Consider the following 17,978-nt stretch of genomic DNA (forward strand, 5'->3'; position numbering starts at 1 on the left):
TTCAGAAGAGTATTCCCCCATGTTCGCAGCCAAAGATGTTAGTAGTATCTTCATTACAATGCACGTTGAAGAAGCACAGGTACTCTTCATCCTGCTTGCCGCCGATGGTGCGGTCAACCGAATGGGAACTGGCGCTGAAGACAATGACGAAAAACAACTTTTCATCGCGCAATCGTCGCCTGACATGTTCGAGGCACTGAAATCAAAAATTCAGCCCGAAACCTCACAATGGGAAGGCGGATATGCTGATCCTGAACCGAATGGCAAAACGTGTCAACTCACGGTTGGTTTCATGAACAGTGATGGGGAGGAATCCGCCTGCAAATTCCAATACGGTTCTGAATCTCAAGGTCCACCGCCCGATCTCTGCAATCTAGTGATGGCGGCCATAGAAATCACAGATCCGTGGTACGAGGAACAAAAACAAATCACATCTAAGGAGTAATCTGCTGCATGCGCGAAGAAATCTGGCTCACTGACTCTGTCTTTACAGTCGAGAATTTTTTGACACCCCAAGAGTGCGACAAATACATTCGCATCAGCGAGGATTTTGGATACGAAGAGGCGCTGGTCTCCAGCCCGCGCGGTCAGGTCTTGCGAAAAGATGTCCGCAATAACGAGCGGGTCATGTTTCAAAACGAGGAATTCGCCGAATGGCTGTGGGAACGGGCACGCGACTTTATCCCACAGTCGTACGATGACCGTGCTGCAGTTGGAGTCAATGAAATGTTACGTTTCTACCGCTACGATCCCGGTCAGCAATTCAACTGGCACCAAGACTTTCCCTACGAACGTGATAATGGCGAACAGAGCTATTTGACATTGATCATCTATCTGAACGATGACTTCAAGGGGGGTGAAACATCGTTCGAAGATTCGTATTCCGAAGAATTGTTCGATGAATTCAAAGTCGTACCGAAACAGGGAATGGCTTTGTTTTTTGAACATGCCATTCACCATAAAGGCGAGCCCGTAACGCGCGGCCGCAAGTATGTCTTGCGCACGGACGTGATGTACGCAGCCGAAGATGCCGAGTATGATTACGAAGATGAAAACGAGGACGAATGGTAACCCAGGAAGGTAGGATATCAAATCAATCTACCCGACCATCTCTTTCTGCGGTTCAACTGAAATTGAACTCGACGTCACAAACGACGATACCGTTTGCTCGAACGTAAGGGCTCCTGCAATAAATGGACTACGAACGAATCGATCGCGCATTAGGCAGGTTGGGGCAACCACCTCAGCCCCTTGAAACAAAGCTCTCGCTGGTAGAACGTGACGCACTGTTGGAGAAAGCTTTGTGGTTCCCGGATCGCGATTTACCTACTGGAGAGTTGGCTGAATGGGCCACTGTTCTGATTAAAATCGGAAAGGAGCCAGCGGTCATGGCTGCCGTGGCTGCGGTTGAGGCTGCCCTGAATGAAACGTCTCCTGAACGTGCGGATGTCGAGTTTGTCGAGCGTGTTCTTGCAGAATTGCACATCTGGCTGAAGAGTCCAAAAACAATGAAAGACTTGCAGCGTCTCGGCGACCTCTGGTGGAGTTTGACAAGAAACCCACCGCAGACCGCACTTACGTCGCTGGGAGATGCTACAGTCATGGCCTGGCTTGTCGCCGGCTATGACCCCGAGGGTTGGGGAGATCCGCCCGAGGATTCTGAACAAGTTCGTGACTGGCTGGAGGAAGCGGCCAATAACCTAACGGCTGTCGTGGATGTATTCAGCCTGGTACAACAGGCCGTTGAACCTGAACGACACGAGTTGCTCGTAACGAGTGTTCGTAGCGCAGTGGGAACATGGCGAGAGATGGACTCCACTCTGAACTGACAATACAATGTACTTAAGCAGCGAAGTCAGGCATTTCAGATCGAGGACGAGAACATGGCTACCCCCACTGAAGAGGAACTCGTCAATGCGATCGCCGACGCTGGAAGACAGGCGATATTACAGCTCTTTCGCGAACACCCCGAAACCTTTTACTACTGTGCCCTGATTACCACTGGAGAAGCGCATGCGCCTTTTCTTGCTGCGTGGTCAGTCGAAGCTTTGGAGAGAGCTGCATCAAGTGCCGATGATCCGGAAACAGAACGTAAATACTTGAAGTGGTCCTACGCGGATTCCCCTTTCTGCTGTTATGGCGAGGAGTACTTCGATCTAGTCAACGCGCGATTCGCAAAACGTCCTCTGATGAACTACCAAATGGAGGAACAGGAATGGGCGGTGGAGTATGAACTTCGCCTTTCTGCCATGGAAAAGGCGGTAGCCCAACTAGACTCAGAGGGACTGTTTGGAAGGGGCAAAGACCGCGAAGCGATCTACATCAATGTGGAAGTAATGCCGCCGGATTACACCAACACAGAACGTGCCCGCCGTCTCAATCCGCCTCAGGCAATCGCTGCCTGGCTCGAAGAGGCCGCGGAACCATCGTAGCTGCGGAACCGACAAGCTCGTCCCCTGTCGCGCCTGACATGGTGAAGCTGACAACTAATCGAAGGCAACCGGTGTCACCATAAACAGCGTTACCGTCTTTTTCTCAGGCGGGCTTTCAGATTTCGCGTTCACCGCCTGACTTTGTCTTCCCTGACTCGAAACCGTCCTGACCACAAGTGTTTCCCCGAGGTTCATTTCGGCCTGTGTGTTGACGCGACGCACCGTTAAACCGGGGACCAAAAGGTCATTCACTTTGACCGCGTTCGTGAAGTCCTGGTGCGAGATTTCAGGAGAAAACAGGAGCTGGATTTTTCCCGTGTCGAGCAAATGTGGTTCGACCTTGCAAACAACGCCGAACGGCTTCCATTCGACGGAGGTTTGATTATCTCCCGCAGGGATCAAGATCGGGAATTCGCCGCCAGTCTTAAATGTCGCTGGTTGGCCGGGAGCCGTGACGATGTGCGGACTGGCATGCACCATTGTCACCCTACCCGATTTTTTCAGTTGCTGGATGGCTGCCTCTGCCTTCTTATAAACCGAAACAGTGGGATCGGGATCACTCTGCGGGCCGCTTGTAGAACTCACCGGTTCCGCTGCCGCTGCAAATTCTGCAGCCGCTTCGCTTGATAGTTCAAGAATGCAACAACGGCAGAGGATTTTGTCTGGCGTTCCCATCAGCCGTCGTAGTTGTTCCGATTGTTTCTGAAGCTCTGTCATCTGTCGTGATAACTCGGTTCGCTCTCGGCGGATGCGTTGGTTAAGCAGGTCTGACAGTTCTTGCAGCTTCACCGCTTGTTCAGCCAGCCCCGCTGCTTCCAGTTGCTCCCTCGCTATGCGGAGATGATCCAGGGCCGATAGATGGCGGCTCTTTTCATGGGTCGATGGAAGAAGTTTCTGCGGCGGACGGCACTCTTCAGGATCAGCACCGAGACTTACCGTCGCCAGAGATAGCGACAATGCGAAAAAACTGGTATAGCGTGCAAACATCTTTGAGGCTCCTTATGACACGGGCATCCTAGAAAAATCAGCCTAATAGTGTCAACATGAGTTAAAATCTAGCCACGCGATGAACGCGTCTTTGGTAACAGTCAGCAGCTCGAATCTCGTCTGCTGCCACATAAAGTACAGGCAAAGTATCGCGGAAATATATCATCGACTCATAAGAATCTTCCCCGATTTGATACCCCTTTGATCAACTCATCGTTGGACCGACATCTGAAATAACGTCAGATTGAGAACCCATTTCAGATCATAGAACACCCCAATCTGCATATTTTCTGCTTTTCTATTTTTTATTTCTAATTCTGTGATCTGACGGATACCCTATTTTCGGTTTCCTAATAGACACCTCTTTCATTTTGTTGTGTTTCCGTTTTTTTAGATTTACTTATCACAGATAGTCAGGGGGCAGGAATTTCCATATCGAACCCTACCCCCTTAGACATTCAGTTGTAAAAATGCCGTTTCGGATCGGCACACTGAAGTAATAGGCATAACGAACTTTTATCTAAAAGGGGAAGAGGAATGTATGAAATAAAGACATTAACTTCATCTGCAATAGTTACGATGTTTAGTGGGCTGATCTTATTAACGGGATCAAACTCTCCTGCGAAGGGAGGCGAATGTGATCAGCATGGTCTTGCGGCGTATGCAGCAATTCAGGATGGAGATTCGGTAACTGTTTTCGCCAACGGCGTACATCGAACGAGTGGTTTTAAGAATTGCCTGGAGCTTGGTCCCGAAGACGTTTTCCCCCCAATTTTTGATTTCAAAATCAAGCGTCCTACCGGGGATGTTATTCAGTTGATCACTCTATTTACAGTGCATGCCAATTTTACAGCGGATCAAGCTGTAAAGAAAGTGACGGTTCGTGATGCCAATGGAATACACAGAGTCGAAGTAGTTCAAATTTTGCAAGAGAAACAATCTCCTGGCGACTCTAATAAAACAGGAAAAAGAAAACGGCTAGACTCCACGTACCAGACCGTCCCGTTAGATTTCGGTACAGAAGTAGGGAACGGATTTAGGTTCATCAGTCTTATCGGCACACTTGCAGACGAGAAAATGATTGATTTGTCGCTCGATCCGAATACTTGCTCGCTGAACAAATTTGGTGATCGGACAGGATGCACCGAAATCGCAAATACACACCTTAAGGTAAAGTTGCAGCGATTACGGCTGGCCGATCCTCTCAAGTTGGGAAGAGAAATCTACCGCATACAATCAAAAGAATTTCCGAAAAGCCTTATCGTATACTTAATTGTACCGAAGTCTGATTCGGGATACCGAATTATTTTGCAGAAACCGGATTCAACAGTAGTCGTGGCGCTTGAGGAAAGCAGTACCGTCAACAAGGGTAAGTAAAACTAGCAAGAAGCAGTATGTATCAGTGAGGAAAATAAAAAAGCCCACCGGTTTGTAAAATGATGAGTTGCTCCACCGCAATTCTCACCGACTGCCGTATCGGTTGTATTTTTCTGCTGCTTTCTGTTAGAACTACGCGATGAAACATATACGAAACTTCTGCATCATCGCTCATATTGACCATGGCAAGTCCACGCTCGCCGACCGGCTCATTCAAACCTGTGGAGGCGTGACCCAACGTGAACTCCATGAACAAATGCTCGACTCGATGGATATTGAGCGCGAACGGGGCATCACCATCAAGAGTAATTCGATTACCCTTGATTACCGGACACCGGATGGTGAAGACTATTTATTGAACCTGATCGATACGCCGGGCCATGTCGATTTCTCGCATGAAGTCCGGCGGTCGTTGATGGCCTGTGAAGGCGCCTTGATTGTGGTCGATGCGTCACAAGGCGTCGAAGCCCAGACGGTAGCGAACCTCTATCTGGCGTTAGAGCATGATCTGACTCTGCTGCCTGTGATTAACAAGATCGATCTTCCGGCCGCGGATATCGAACGGGCACAAGAGGCCATTGATGAAGAATTGGGGCTCGATCCGTTCGAAGCGATCCCGATCTCTGCCAAAAATGGCATCGGCATTGAGGACGTACTACAGGGCATCGTCGAGAAGTTGCCTGAGCCAAAGGGCGATCCGGACGCGCCGCTGAAGGCACTCGTGTTTGACGCAAACTTTGATAAGTTTCGCGGCGTAATCCTGCAGTGTCGTATCATGGAAGGCACGCTCAAGCCGCGCGATACGATCCACTTCATGCACGCCGGTCGCGACTTCACTGTCGATGAAGTGGGCTTTAACCAGATGAAACTCAATCCCAAACCACAGCTCAGCGCCGGTGAGGTGGGTTATATTGTTGCTGGTGTCAAAAGTGTGCAGGACATTGAGATCGGCGATACGATTACTCTGCTGAATCGACAAGCCGCAGAGCCCATTCCCGGCTACCAGCCAGCCCGACAGGTCGTCTTTTCTTCCATCTATCCCATGGACACGGGCGATTACGTGGAACTCACAAAGGCCTTGGAAAAGCTCGCGATCAACGACGCGGCACTTACATTTGATAAAGACAGTTCCGCGGCACTGGGCTTCGGCTTTCGATGCGGTTTTCTCGGACTGCTGCACCTGGATGTGATTCAAGAGCGTATCCAGCGCGAGTTTGACATTGGCCTGGTGATCTCCGCCCCCTCGGTAAAATACAATATAACGTTGAGAGACGGTTCCACGCTCGAAGTTGACAACCCCTCTTACTGGCCCGATCCCACGTCAATCGAGTCGGTCAGCGAGCCCTATATCAAAGCTTCGATTCTGACCCCAGAGACCTACGTCGGTCCGGTTATGGAACTCTGCAGAGAACATCGTTCAGAAAGCCAGACGATGAACTATCTGTCTGCCAATCGGATCGAAGTCACCAGTGTCATGCCGCTCGGCGAAGTCCTGTTCGACTTCTATGGCAAGCTGAAGATGATTACGCGCGGCTACGGGTCGTTCGACTATGAGCCGATTGAATATCGCACCACCGACATCGTGAAGGTCGATATTCTCGTCAACAAAGAACCGGTCGACACGCTGTCTTACCTCGTGCATCGAGAAAAAGCGCGAACGCGGGCACTGCATTACTGCGAACAACTGGCCAAAGAAATTCCTCGGCATCAATTCAAGATACCGGTTCAGGGCGCCATTGGAGGCGAAGTCATTGCCCGAACCACGATCGCACCGTTCCGCAAAGACGTCACCGAGAAGCTGTACGGCGGCGATGTAACGCGCAAGAAAAAGCTGCTCGAAAAGCAGAAAAAGGGCAAGGCAAAAATGAAGCAGTTCGGCAGCGTTAACATCCCCCAGAAAGCGTTTATCTCCGTGCTTCGCACCGACAAGGATTAAGGCTGCTTCCTTTTTGCATCATTCAAGGCATGATCAGGTCTCCGAGATCCACCGTCTCACCCGGCTGTGGAATTACTGGAGCGAACGCGGTGCCGATTGTAGGTCGCGTAGCATGCTGGTTAGTCATCCTGACGAACTCGCCGCGTACTTCGACATCTGGTAGAACCACTAGTGAAAATTCTCCCTTTCGTTTCCCCGGTTCATCCGTTGTCATATTCATTCGCCCTGCAACAAAGGTGTCTGGCGGCAGCCCCTGACCAGACATGCGAATGCCGAAATCAAAGTCAGGTTGGCCTGTCTCGTCTGTGATTCGTCCGATCAACGTTGCCGCCGGTTGCATGACTACACGCAAAGGGCCGCTGGTCCATCTCGTGGAAAGCGTCCCGATCAGACCTCGTTCCGGGAGAGTGAAAACAAGAAATTCAGCGCGGTCTGGATGCAGACCATACACAGAAAACGTTGCTGGCAGATCTTGACCGTTGTACTGTTTGAGTTGCCTCTTTACCTGGGCTCCCTTGACCCGATTACCGGTAGTATCGACGAGTGTCACTTCCACTGGTGGGTCGGAATAGACGGTCGCAGTCAGCTCTAGCACGCCATCATTCTCCCGTGCGTTCGTAAATTCGACGGCTGCCAACTCGAGCTGGTCGATTGGCCGATTTTTCCAGACACCGAGTCGTTCCGTTGTGACAATCGCAGGCTGCGCAATCCGCCAGTCGTCTCCATAGGCATAACGTTCCTCTTCCAGCGTCCAATCCCTGCGTCCTGGTGCAAAGAACGCTTTGGGGTTTACCGCAGCCGGTCGGTCGGTCTTCTCACCGCGCTTGACGAGCACAGACGCGGGTCCCGTCGGCACAATTCCTTCATAGATACCGGGCGCCACACGTTTGGCATCATTGAACCGTTCCTTGATTCCAGTGTGACTAACACCGGGAATTGGTTGAACTTCAATGGAGTAAACGTCCCGGTCCACCGGATTGCCTTTCGGATCCACCAGCTTCAGCCGATACGGCACCGCCGGCGCCAGATTCACTCGGGCATCCCCACCCGGCGCAACCCGTTGGCGAAAATCAGCGTAGGGCGCTGCGAAAGATCCTGTAAACGCCAATTCGTAGCCCTGGGGATCGTTCGGCAAACCTGTCACTTCGAACCGACCATCAACGTCTGTCAGAAACCGCTGTCCTGACAGCCCACTCCTGGCATTGTGATTTGCCAGCGCGACGATCACGCCCGCCGCCGCTTTTTGATTTGCCCCCCACCCGGAGGTAACTTGTCCTCGCAGCACGGCTCCTCGAGGTAATTCTGCTGTGAACCCCGATCCATACAGTGTCAGCGTCGGCTTGCCCTTTTCTAAAAATGGCTTGCGGTAGACCGGCTTCATCGACCGCACAGCGACGCGCAGACTCGTGGTCACCGCCTGCGGATGCGTGACTTCAATTTGCGCGATGAAGCCCTTCGGTAGTCCCGGCAGTTTGAAACGACCGTCTTCGTCTGTCGTCGCTTCCGTCTTCAGCCCCGGAAGCACTGCGGGACGAGAAAGCGCCTCGGCGTAATTGACACCCTGAAACAGCGCCAGCTCATCTTCCTCTTTGGGAATATGCACGTCGAGGTCATACTCAAGGGGCGCCATCAAGCCTGTAAGTCGAACGAGGGCACCAGCCAGAGGCGTCCCTCCCTCTAGAAGAAACTGCCCCGTCAGCGTTTCCGGCGGTCGTGTCCGCAAAACCACTTCGCGATTTGGATGTGGGTACCAGTGCGATCGTACGCTACGGTCTTCTCCCCACGTCTTGAGCCACCCTGGTGTAACGCCCATTTTTGTCGCCACCAGCAGAGTTTCCCACCGCTTTCGGTCTCCGCCTGATGTGACCCAAGTCAGGTCGTCCGCATGAAATTCGAATCGCCCTTGTGTATCCGTCATCGCTCGCACGGGACCAAGTTCTGCAGCACTTGCTTTCGCAGCATTGGCCAGTTCCAGTAATTCAATCGTACTCGCGGCGTAGATCGCTGCGCCCACCAGAGGTTTTCCATCCGGCCCCAGTACAACACCGCGGTGCAATGTTGGGTTCTCAGAATCGACCAGCGGTCTGCCAGTCCAGCTTATGTTCGCATTTGGCAACAAACTCTCGACCACCTTTGGTTCAGCGACTTTCAATTTGGTGACAGTCTGATTTGTGACGGCGACCACTCGAGTCGTTCCTGCTAGAATTGCAAGCCCCAAGAAACTCGTCGCAACCGTCCAGCGCACCGACTGCCCCATTCGTGTTCTTCGATCACGTCGAACGTCCAGCACTCCCATTACGCGGTGTTCCAGTTCACCGCGCCGGATGATCGAAGGGGCAAGCTGAACCGCATTGGTTCGCCGGCTTCTCACCTGCTCCGCCACTGCCAGTAATGTCAATCCATATGCAGCAGGATCCCGCCTCGCCAGCACCGCGTTGTCACACAGTTCCTCACGTGCACGATATAGTTCCCGGTTAAGTAAATGCACCGTGATGATCGGCCAATAGGCGGCCGCAGTAATGCCTTGCAACAATAAAATCCAGTGGTCACCTCGCAGGAGGTGCTCTGCTTCGTGGTCCAGCACATCCTGCAGTTCGTCCGGCTGAACTTCTTCGCGAAATCCGAGAGGCAAAACAATCGCCGGTCTTCCGAATCCAATCGCCAGCGGCACCGCCACATCAGCGACCAGTATGCGAATGCCATTGTGTGCCACGCCAATTTCGATACCCCGCCGTCTGACTCGCTGAATCCCGATCAGACTGGTGATTATTCGAAACAACATGGCGCAGGTAACAAAAGCATAGACCACTATTGCACAAGACCTTGCCCAAACCCACATGGTTGTTGCAGCAGATTCATTAAGTGTCGACTGACTCAATCCGTTCGACTGGGTAGACGACACCGCTTCACGGTCAACGGTTGTCAGTTGACTGTGATAATACTCCGATTCTTCCTGTTTCTTGATCGTTTTAACGTTCTCTTGAGCTACAACCACCTTAGACAAACGCGCATCGCCATCTTCGGTTTGATTGCGCAGTGGCACACTCTCTTCAATTGGCTGATGCCTTAATGGAGGAAGGGTTTCTTCTGAATCCATTGAGCTCGAATTGCTCGAACTCGGTATTTCCAGTAACGTCCAGTCCGATTCTGATCGGATTTTCAATACCATTGGCAGAAGCAGGCATGTCACAAGAGCGGTTGTTAAAATGAGATGCCGCCGTGCCGCTGAGTTCGAAAATGCCAGGCTAAACAGCCAACCAGCGGTCGATACTAGCGCCACCCCGATCAAAACCACCATGGATTATCTCCCCTTCACGTGATAACTGAAACATCTCATCAGGAAGCCCATCTGTCCTTATAGTGTGATCCAACAGAACACGATCAGCCGTTTTTCAAACGACCACCTTTCGCCTCTTTCAACATCTTGCGAATCCGTTCTAATTCCCCCGGACGCAGCCCACGGTAATCTAATAGTGCGGCGACTAACGTTTCCGTCGACCCGCCACAGAAGGAATCGACCAGCTCTTGTACCTTACGACCAATCGTCTCCTCTCTTGGGTGCGCGGCACGGTACACAAACGTACGTCCAACCTCACGGTGCGTCACCCAGCCTTTCTCTTCCATTCGCTCTAACAATGTGCGGACAGTATTGCGGGCCACGTCACGTGATAACGCGTCGCGCGCTTCCCTTGCGGTCACCTCGCCGCGATCCCAGACAATTTCCATCACCTCGCGCTCCGCCGCGGATAACTCCGTGATTTTCATCTCAGTTCCTTTCCCTTAACAGCTACGCTATGTAGCCATCATGACTACACTTCGTAGCCATGTCAATCTCACAATATCAGTTAAGTCTCAAATCGGTCACCGACTGCCTGCGCTATTTCGCAGATCATGTTTCCTTTGCGTCATTTAAACCATTTTTGTGGTCACGGAATATTACTCCTGCAGCAGGAGTTTTTCTGGAATCTCAAAATACAGTCGTTTAAAATATGATGTTCCCTGTGCGGGATATTGATCCTCCGCATCGAATTATAATTTATAATCTGTCACATCCATTTCACTCAGTGAGGGCTCCACATGGGTTTATGGGATTTATTAACCAAACCGATCAAACTCACCTCTGCCCTCTTCTACTGGCATGAACCGATGCTGTACCGCTTAAAATTGCGGGGAGACCTGCTGGTTCGCTGTGTTTTTGCCCTGTCCGTCTGGGCGGCAGCCAGCGGCATCTTTTGCCTGCTGTTCGCCTTTAATGGCAATCCGCCCGGAATCGAGCTCTCCTTTCTTATGGGCGCCATCCTCGGTTTAGGTCCCGCCTTCCTGGCGATGTTTTTTCGCCGTGATCATGTCTCCGGTACTCTCTGGGTTTACGATGATCATATTCTCCGCCAGCGGTCGTATGTCTCGCTCGGTTTTTTCCGCTCCTGGTCCGAAATGCAAGAATGGCCCAACGAATGTATCTCGCGCTGTTTGATCATTCCCGACCGGGCGCTAGGACGATCGTTTTCTGTCATGCTGCTAAGCGTGGACTCTCGTGCTGAGATCGTTGGCATTCCGAGTAAGATCAAGCTCAAGGAACTGGCCCGCCACTTCACTGAATCTGGCATTCCCGTGGAAAAACGGGATTCCCTGCCTGACCGCTACTCCCAGGGATTCGATCTCAAAGCGACCGCCGCGATGGCCCTGATCGGCGTTCTCCTGCTATCGGTTGGATTGGGATTTCACTTCGAACGTGTTCCACAGCCCGGAAATCAAATCGCCGTCCGAGAGAAGGCTCCCGACCTGCAGCCCGATTTTCCTCAGCCGCAAATCCCTGTAAATCCAGTTCCAAACCCGATCGCGCCGAATCCCATTGCGCCAGACAATGAACCGACTGAAAAAAACAAAACGCCTCCCTCCACCCCTGGAAAACCGAATACCGGTCTGCCCAACATCATGCCAAATCGCGCCGGAGTGCCTCCCAACGGATTTCCAAATCGATTTCCCAACAGACCGGGAGGTCCACCTTCACAACCGGATATCCCCACCGCAAAACCAAACCCGAATACAACGACAAACGAAAACGCTGCCAGTAAGCGCAACGATTCAAAACTCATCGGTAATCCAGAGGGAGGTTTCCCGTTCCGCATGGTCAACGGTGAGGAAAAAACACTGCTCGGTTTCCAATATGCGATAGGCAGCTGGGCCGGCGAACCAGCGATTCGAACTTTGAATCCGCTTTACGATCAAGCCGCTGCCCCACGTCCCGGCACAACTATCATCGCGAAGGAAGGCTACGCCGTCGGTGGCTTGAAGATCGACGCCCCCAAGTACGTCAGCGCCGTTCAAATCATCTTCCAGCGCATCAAACCCGACGGCCAGCTCGACCCGGCAGACACTTACACCAGCGAATGGATCGGCCAGCCTTCCCAAAAAGAAGTGCCGACCATAGAAGGAAAAGGAGAAAAAGCCACCGGCATCCACGGCCGCCGCGGCGCTATTATCGATGCGCTGGGGCTGGTGTTTGAGTGAGAGACCAGATAGCCCCAGCCCTAATCGATGCCGTTAATGTCTAGCCCAATCGGTTCTAATCGATCGGATCATCGTTCAGAGTTCCGCTTTTCCCGATTCGAATTACGTAACCAATACGTCTTCTTTTATCGCTCCTCCCGCAATCTATTCTTGACAAAAGCTCTAAAACTAACCATAAATTCACTAGCGCAACCATGACTGAGTAACACCAAGCTCATGCACTCCGATATGGGCCGGTATGTGGGGAGACTAATATGAATGCGATGTTGTTACCTCTACTCTTGTTCTGCGACGTCGGCACTGATATACCTGAGATCGTGTTTGACAACCGCCCCGAGAGCGGCGTACCACGTGAAGCCCGGGATCAAGATCGGACGGGCTCACTGACTCGCGAAGAGTTGAAAGCACTCTATGCCACCTTGACCGCTCAGGAAACAATTGATCGATGGCCAATTAAGTTTCACAACGCTATGAGTACGATCAAGAGGGTTCGAATCCGCTATTTCAACAAAGAGACGTGGAAGACTGAAAAACAGGCCCGCGAGTACGTTCGCGGCTTTCTTGCCAACAAGTCATCAGAAGTTTACAGTTTTCAGATTTGGTCGCAAGGAGTCGGTATACCAGAGATCGATTGTCTGGTTGATTTTACCGACGAATACCGGAAGGAACTTATCGACAAACGAAAGCCGATTAGCACAGGTCGGCTGCTCATCTGGAATGGTGAAGCATGCTTTCGCGATGCCACCAGTAGATGGTGGTTTGTGACGATCTACAATCACTATCACAGGGCACATCCCAAGGGAGATCGCACGCTCGCAAAGCCAAAGAAACCCAAGTGAAAGGTCATACAAAAAGAGCCTTTGTCACGATATCCATCTTAACTTTCTAAGTTTTGAAAACTGATTCAACGGACAATCTTATAATCAAGGATGTCGCAATGAAATTAATCATAGCCTGCTGCGTTTTCTTCGCTCTGACCCCGGCAGCACATGCGACGGATCGCTACTACTTCGACATTCACGTCCGTTCTCAATCGGGCCAATATCAAGTGAACGCGACTTCTCCTGACAAGGAAGCTTTCCAGGCTAATTTCACCTACAAATGTGTCGACACTAAAAGCGGTAAGACGATCTGGACTCGCAAACAGCCAATGCAGAAGCCGCAATTGTTCAAATTCCCTAATGGTTCGTTCGAATATGCGATCCCGAAAGAAGGGTCTCCCGTGATGATCTTCGTCTCTGATCACGGAACGGCAGTGATCCTCACTTCGAGAGATCATCTGATCGTTGTTTCCTCAAAGGGTCAAAAGGTGGGTGAGTCTGATTTCTTAAAAGATGCATTGACAGAAGACGAGATTGACCAGTTTGTACACCGCTGGCTGCTAGGACAAAGCTGGTCCCGCTTTAATGCCTGGTATTTCCTCGATCTTCCTGGACGCAAACTATTTGTGATCCGTTCCGGATGGGGACGTCGTATTTTTGTGAATGCCCTCAAAGGAAAACTCGTCCAAAGCAGTCAGGCCTTGGAGGCAGATGCCGAGGAAAGGGAGAAGAAACTGGTAATGGCAACGTTAAGCTTAAAAGAAGAGCCAGACAACCACGAATTATCGAAGTTGGCAGCAGCCTATTTAGCAGGCATCTTGAAACTGCCAGAAGCCATACCTTTTTTGAGGACTCTTGAAGAATCCAGGTATAGCAGTAGCTGTACCTGCGGAGGCAATTATGATGACGAAGACTTCAATAATGAAATTGACCCACGCCGTTATTGCACGTATGACCTTCGCCAGGTAACACAACTCTCCCTCAGGAGACTGGGAGTCACCCCCAAACATCTGCCATGCCATTCATTTAAATTGGAAAAAGATGGCATCGCAATACCCTTTAAATCTACCGTACAAGAACGGCCTCGTCACGAAGCAGTAGAACTGGTGGAAGTGGGCATGTCAGCCAGAGAAGTGCTCAACACAATCGGAGCTCCAGATTACATTGACCACGATACCTGGAGCTACGACATTGATGCCTCCCCACCATTCAGTCTTAACTTGACGTTCAATGCGCGCAACGTAACAGCAACGAAGAAAGAAGCCCCGCTTTGGAAATCCGGATTGGCTCGGGACGAGGCCCTGGCATTTTAACGGACCAGGCAACTATGGATAGATCAGAATTGATGAAGCACAATTAAAATTAATAACGCAACTCACTTAGGCCCACTCTTATGATTCACTCTATAATTAACTGCATAATTACAACAATAGCTATCGCAATGTCTCCCATGGTGTTGCAAGCAGAAGCGCCCAAAGACGGAAACTTTATTTCTGCTGGTGTGCTCGCTTATTCAACAGATCCAGCAACAAATGAAACGGTTTTATTGCTCGGCCGAGAATTTCGAGGGGAGAACGAGTTGAAATACTGCCCTGGAGAAAAGTGGAAAAGCATTGGAGGTACTCGCGATAATGACGAAACCACAATCCAGACAGCATCACGTGAATTTGACGAAGAGACCGGCGTGGATAAGGAAACTGGAAAAGGTGGATATGGCAAGAATTATATCTTAAACCGGATCAATCCCAAACTTAGAATCAAACACCCTCGCCATGCGAGTTATATATATCTAGTAGAAGTCGATTACAAAAAAATTAGTGACTTTCCAACTCAAAGGTCAGAACTCAAGCAATTAGCATGGGTACCGGCAGCAGTATTGTACAACGCAATAGATTCCGCAAAGAAGAAACATCCCGGCCGCTTCTCTGATAACATGACAAAAGCACGTTGCTATGCGGAACTACCTGAACAATACACGGGAGAACATCGAATGTTGTACCCACCACTGGTCGATGACTTGGAAAACGACACGCTGTTCCGCAACGCATTGAAAGTAGCTCTCGCTAAATAATTTTCAAGGGAAACGTCCTACTCGAAGGCTTGTCAGACTGCGCCCGAGAACAAAAGACTTGCTGCAGCATTCTTAAACTTCTTAAGCAAAATCGAGACATACTGCGGCACGAGTTGTCCTGTACCGCAGTGTGTCTCTAACATCTGGCTTAAGCCTGGCTCGTCAAACCAAACACACGATCCATATTCGCCGAGACTTCTTTCAGGCGGGTTAGATCGCCGCCGGCGACTTCGGCTGCGGCCCAGCCGGCGTATTGGATTTCGGCCAGTGCCTTGCGGACGTCGGCCCAGTCCAGGTCGCCTTCACCGATCTTGGTGAACTTGCCCATCTCACGCGAGAAGCCTTTCAGATCCAGCTTGACGACTCGTTTATTGAGCTGGCGAATCCAATCGCCCATGCTGCCGTACTTCCAGTGATTGCCGATATCGAACTGCATGCCGACCCAGGGAGAATCGAATTCGTCGATGTACTTCACAAACTTGTCTGCGGTCTGAGTGTGGTCGCCTTCATGATCGTAGCAGAACTGGTTCCAGACATTTTCGACCAGAATATGAATGCCAAGCTCTGCCGCCACGGGAATCGCCTGGGAAATATTCTCGACCGATCGTTTCCAGATTTCTTCTTCAGGGCCATCCACTCCCTTGCCAACAACCAGCAGAACCGAGTTGCCGCCGACGGCATGCGTCTGACGCAACGCTTCCTTGAGACTCTCCAGCGCCTTCTTCCGCACTGCGGGATCAGGATCGGTATGGCGAACGTTCCAGTGCCCGGCGTTAACCGATCCGTCTACGGGAAGCCCTGTGGCTTTGATGGCGGCACGGACTTCTTTGACATCAATTCCCGGAGTATTCAATTCGATCCCGTCAAAGCCAGCTTCCTTCGCTGTCGCAAATTTTTCTTCGAGTGTCTTGCCGGTGCGAACCATGCCAATCTTAAGCGTCTTATACAAGCGTCCCTTCAGATAGCCATCTTGACTCTCTGCCCCTCGAGTCAGTAAAGGACTGGAAGCTGCAGCGGCTGCCGCGAACAATACAAACTGGCGACGAGAAAGTAAATTTGATTCAATCATGATGTACTCCTTGATGAGAGGGGGTATTTTATTTGTCTTCAGTTAGATAGTTAAGTTTAATAAGCAGTCAGCACCCGTTTATGATTGCATGGTCACAAGCGGAACGCAAGCATGATAGTCAGAATCACTGTTGCTTTCTGACTGTTGTTTCGAATGGGATTGATGTGGCTCAAGACAATGATGTAGGCACGCATGCTTCCGGCCCTCAAGACATTACTACCATAAAATCGATATTTAAATAGACAAATCGTCCCCAAAACCAGGTCGGCTATAATACGTCCCAAAGGAAACAGGTCGAGACAATATTTCAATAATCTCAAACTCAGGGAGTCGGTCATGGGGAGATGTTTTGTGCTCGTTACGGTTTGCGCGGTTTCCAGTGCAACGTCCCTGGTACCAGCTGATGACGCAAAGCCCCGCCCGCTTTCGAAATCGGAAGCAGAGATTATTTCCCTCAACGAAGAACTTTACGCGGCTTATGATAAACTCCACATGCGTGCGGAAAAGATCACAGACGTGGCCGAACAAGAAAAGTTCTATGCTGAGAATGATCCCTCTGCGAATTTTGTAGATCGCTTGATCGAATTCGAACGCACGCATCACGGCACGCACGCTGGTTTGATGGCAGCACGTCGACTGGTTTTACTGGGCGCGGGAGGTGGTGATCCTGATAACCCGCGCGATGTCGGCCGTCGCCACGCTTTAAAAGCACTCAGAGACTATGCCAACGCCGCCGAGTTGCCGGAAATCATTCGCTATTTAGCTTTTGGAAATGTTGAACCGGAATCAGAACCACTTTTGAGGTATCTGATGAATGATCCCGAAGTCAGTGATGAGAACCGCCTGTTTGCGAAATACATGTTCGCACGATGGGCCTTGACGGTCCGAGATATCCATGAAAACTGGGAGCGTTGGTCCCAGGAACTGACAGCGGGACGGGAACCTCGGTTTTTCAAGGAAAAAGAAAATCTTATAAAAAAGCAAGCCAAGGCACTGCCAGCCGAAAAGCTAACAGAACTCGAGCAAGAGGCATTGGAAATCCTCCTGTCTTTTAAAACTTCCAACTCAGACTTACGGCAGCCGGGCATCAAAGGTATCGACGAGCACTGGCATATGATTCACTTTGATCCCGATAAAACAAAGACGATGCCATTAGTAAAAGAACTGGCAGCCGGACTACTTTTTAAAGAGCAGCACTTACGGGAAGGCAAACCGGCGCCCGACCTGAAACTTCAACTTGTGACAGGTGAAGACTGGTCGCTTGCAGACCAGCGAGGGAAGACGGTGATCATTCAGTTTTCATTCAAAGGCTGCGGCCCCTGCGAAGCGATGTATCCGGATCTCCGTGAGCTGGCGGAGGAATACAACGGGAAGCTGGTCATTCTCAGCATTATGGCTGACGAAAAACGAGCAGACACCACAGACGCCGTAAAATCAGGTAAGCTGACGTGGAATGTGCATTGGGATGGTGACAAAGGCCCCGTCGCCACCCAATGGGCCGTGCCCAGTTTTCCGACGGTTTACGTAATCGGGCCAGACGGCCGCATTGTGGCCAATGGTCTCCGTGGCAATCAATTAAAAGCAAAAATTGCCGAATTGACGCGGTAAAAGAACGGGCTATGCTCGCGCTGACTGGTCCATGAATAGCGGTAATGTGGTCCATGCCATGATCGACTGGTTACCCCAAGCATGAAAAGCCGATAATTCGCACTCACCAACTCCAGAAGCCACTCGGAACTGAAACCTTCTCTGCTCAAGAAGTTGCAATGCCGTC

16 protein-coding genes are annotated in these 17,978 nt (G+C 50.9%); 11 read left to right on the top strand and 5 right to left on the bottom strand.

What is annotated here, in order from left to right:
• Window positions 1-19: 19 nt before the first annotated feature.
• The 4 genes from Enr17x_RS18210 to Enr17x_RS18225 all read left to right on the top strand — a co-directional run bounded on the left by Enr17x_RS18210 (window position 20) and on the right by Enr17x_RS18225 (window position 2,432).
• A complete protein-coding gene (locus Enr17x_RS18210) occupies window positions 20-445 on the top strand; it encodes a hypothetical protein (RefSeq protein WP_145311151.1) in 426 nt (141 codons plus the stop codon).
• An 8-nt stretch (window positions 446-453) separates the two neighbouring features.
• Window positions 454-1,071 carry a prolyl hydroxylase family protein gene (locus Enr17x_RS18215; RefSeq protein ID WP_145311152.1) on the top strand — a complete coding sequence of 206 codons (618 nt, stop codon included), beginning with the start codon at window positions 454-456 and terminating at the stop codon, window positions 1,069-1,071.
• A 122-nt stretch (window positions 1,072-1,193) separates the two neighbouring features.
• Window positions 1,194-1,829, top strand: a complete 636-nt coding sequence (locus Enr17x_RS18220) for a hypothetical protein (protein WP_145311153.1) — start codon at window positions 1,194-1,196, stop codon at window positions 1,827-1,829.
• A gap of 54 nt (window positions 1,830-1,883) precedes the next feature.
• A complete protein-coding gene (locus Enr17x_RS18225; RefSeq protein ID WP_145311154.1) occupies window positions 1,884-2,432 on the top strand; it encodes a DUF4303 domain-containing protein in 549 nt (182 codons plus the stop codon).
• 54 nt (window positions 2,433-2,486) lie between these two features.
• Here Enr17x_RS18225 and Enr17x_RS18230 read toward each other — a convergent pair whose 3' ends face one another.
• On the bottom strand, window positions 2,487-3,419 hold the full coding sequence (locus tag Enr17x_RS18230; protein ID WP_145311155.1) for a type II and III secretion system protein family protein: 933 nt from the start codon (window positions 3,417-3,419) through the stop codon (window positions 2,487-2,489).
• 537 nt (window positions 3,420-3,956) lie between these two features.
• On the opposite strand from Enr17x_RS18230, the gene Enr17x_RS18235 reads away from it, so the two are divergent.
• Complete coding sequence (locus tag Enr17x_RS18235) at window positions 3,957-4,796, top strand: hypothetical protein (RefSeq protein WP_145311156.1); 840 nt, start codon at window positions 3,957-3,959, stop codon at window positions 4,794-4,796.
• Window positions 4,797-4,935: 139 nt separating this feature from the next.
• Window positions 4,936-6,732 carry a translation elongation factor 4 gene (lepA, locus tag Enr17x_RS18240; RefSeq protein WP_145311157.1) on the top strand — a complete coding sequence of 599 codons (1,797 nt, stop codon included), beginning with the start codon at window positions 4,936-4,938 and terminating at the stop codon, window positions 6,730-6,732.
• 22 nt (window positions 6,733-6,754) lie between these two features.
• Here the strand turns inward: lepA and Enr17x_RS18245 are convergent, their stop codons facing one another.
• Entirely contained in the window at window positions 6,755-10,030 is a 3,276-nt protein-coding gene (locus Enr17x_RS18245) for a M56 family metallopeptidase (RefSeq protein WP_145311158.1), read from the bottom strand.
• 83 nt (window positions 10,031-10,113) lie between these two features.
• The gene (locus Enr17x_RS18250) at window positions 10,114-10,497 is read right to left on the bottom strand and encodes a BlaI/MecI/CopY family transcriptional regulator (protein WP_145311159.1); all 384 of its coding nucleotides are present in this window, start codon (window positions 10,495-10,497) and stop codon (window positions 10,114-10,116) included.
• Window positions 10,498-10,809: 312 nt separating this feature from the next.
• Between Enr17x_RS18250 and Enr17x_RS18255 the strand changes: the two genes are divergently transcribed.
• The 4 genes from Enr17x_RS18255 to Enr17x_RS18270 all read left to right on the top strand — a co-directional run bounded on the left by Enr17x_RS18255 (window position 10,810) and on the right by Enr17x_RS18270 (window position 15,135).
• Entirely contained in the window at window positions 10,810-12,243 is a 1,434-nt protein-coding gene (locus Enr17x_RS18255; RefSeq protein WP_145311160.1) for a hypothetical protein, read from the top strand.
• A 254-nt stretch (window positions 12,244-12,497) separates the two neighbouring features.
• Entirely contained in the window at window positions 12,498-13,082 is a 585-nt protein-coding gene (locus Enr17x_RS18260; protein ID WP_145311161.1) for a hypothetical protein, read from the top strand.
• Window positions 13,083-13,180: 98 nt separating this feature from the next.
• Window positions 13,181-14,377: an outer membrane protein assembly factor BamE gene (locus Enr17x_RS18265; RefSeq protein WP_145311162.1), complete on the top strand. Its 1,197-nt coding sequence runs from the start codon at window positions 13,181-13,183 to the stop codon at window positions 14,375-14,377.
• 128 nt (window positions 14,378-14,505) lie between these two features.
• Window positions 14,506-15,135: an NUDIX hydrolase gene (locus Enr17x_RS18270; RefSeq protein WP_198000657.1), complete on the top strand. Its 630-nt coding sequence runs from the start codon at window positions 14,506-14,508 to the stop codon at window positions 15,133-15,135.
• A 148-nt stretch (window positions 15,136-15,283) separates the two neighbouring features.
• Here Enr17x_RS18270 and Enr17x_RS18275 read toward each other — a convergent pair whose 3' ends face one another.
• Both Enr17x_RS18275 and Enr17x_RS18280 read right to left on the bottom strand, forming a co-directional pair.
• Window positions 15,284-16,204, bottom strand: a complete 921-nt coding sequence (locus Enr17x_RS18275; protein ID WP_145311164.1) for a sugar phosphate isomerase/epimerase family protein — start codon at window positions 16,202-16,204, stop codon at window positions 15,284-15,286.
• 92 nt (window positions 16,205-16,296) lie between these two features.
• On the bottom strand, window positions 16,297-16,542 hold the full coding sequence (locus tag Enr17x_RS18280; RefSeq protein WP_145311165.1) for a hypothetical protein: 246 nt from the start codon (window positions 16,540-16,542) through the stop codon (window positions 16,297-16,299).
• Here Enr17x_RS18280 and Enr17x_RS18285 point away from each other — a divergent pair.
• Window positions 16,541-17,812 (top strand): TlpA family protein disulfide reductase, encoded by a 1,272-nt coding sequence (locus tag Enr17x_RS18285; RefSeq protein ID WP_145311166.1) that lies wholly within the window; start codon window positions 16,541-16,543, stop codon window positions 17,810-17,812. The genes Enr17x_RS18280 and Enr17x_RS18285 overlap by 2 nt on opposite strands.
• Window positions 17,813-17,978: the final 166 nt, after the last annotated feature.

The sequence above is a fragment of the Gimesia fumaroli genome (assembly GCF_007754425.1).
In the GTDB taxonomy this organism is placed as follows: domain Bacteria; phylum Planctomycetota; class Planctomycetia; order Planctomycetales; family Planctomycetaceae; genus Gimesia; species Gimesia fumaroli.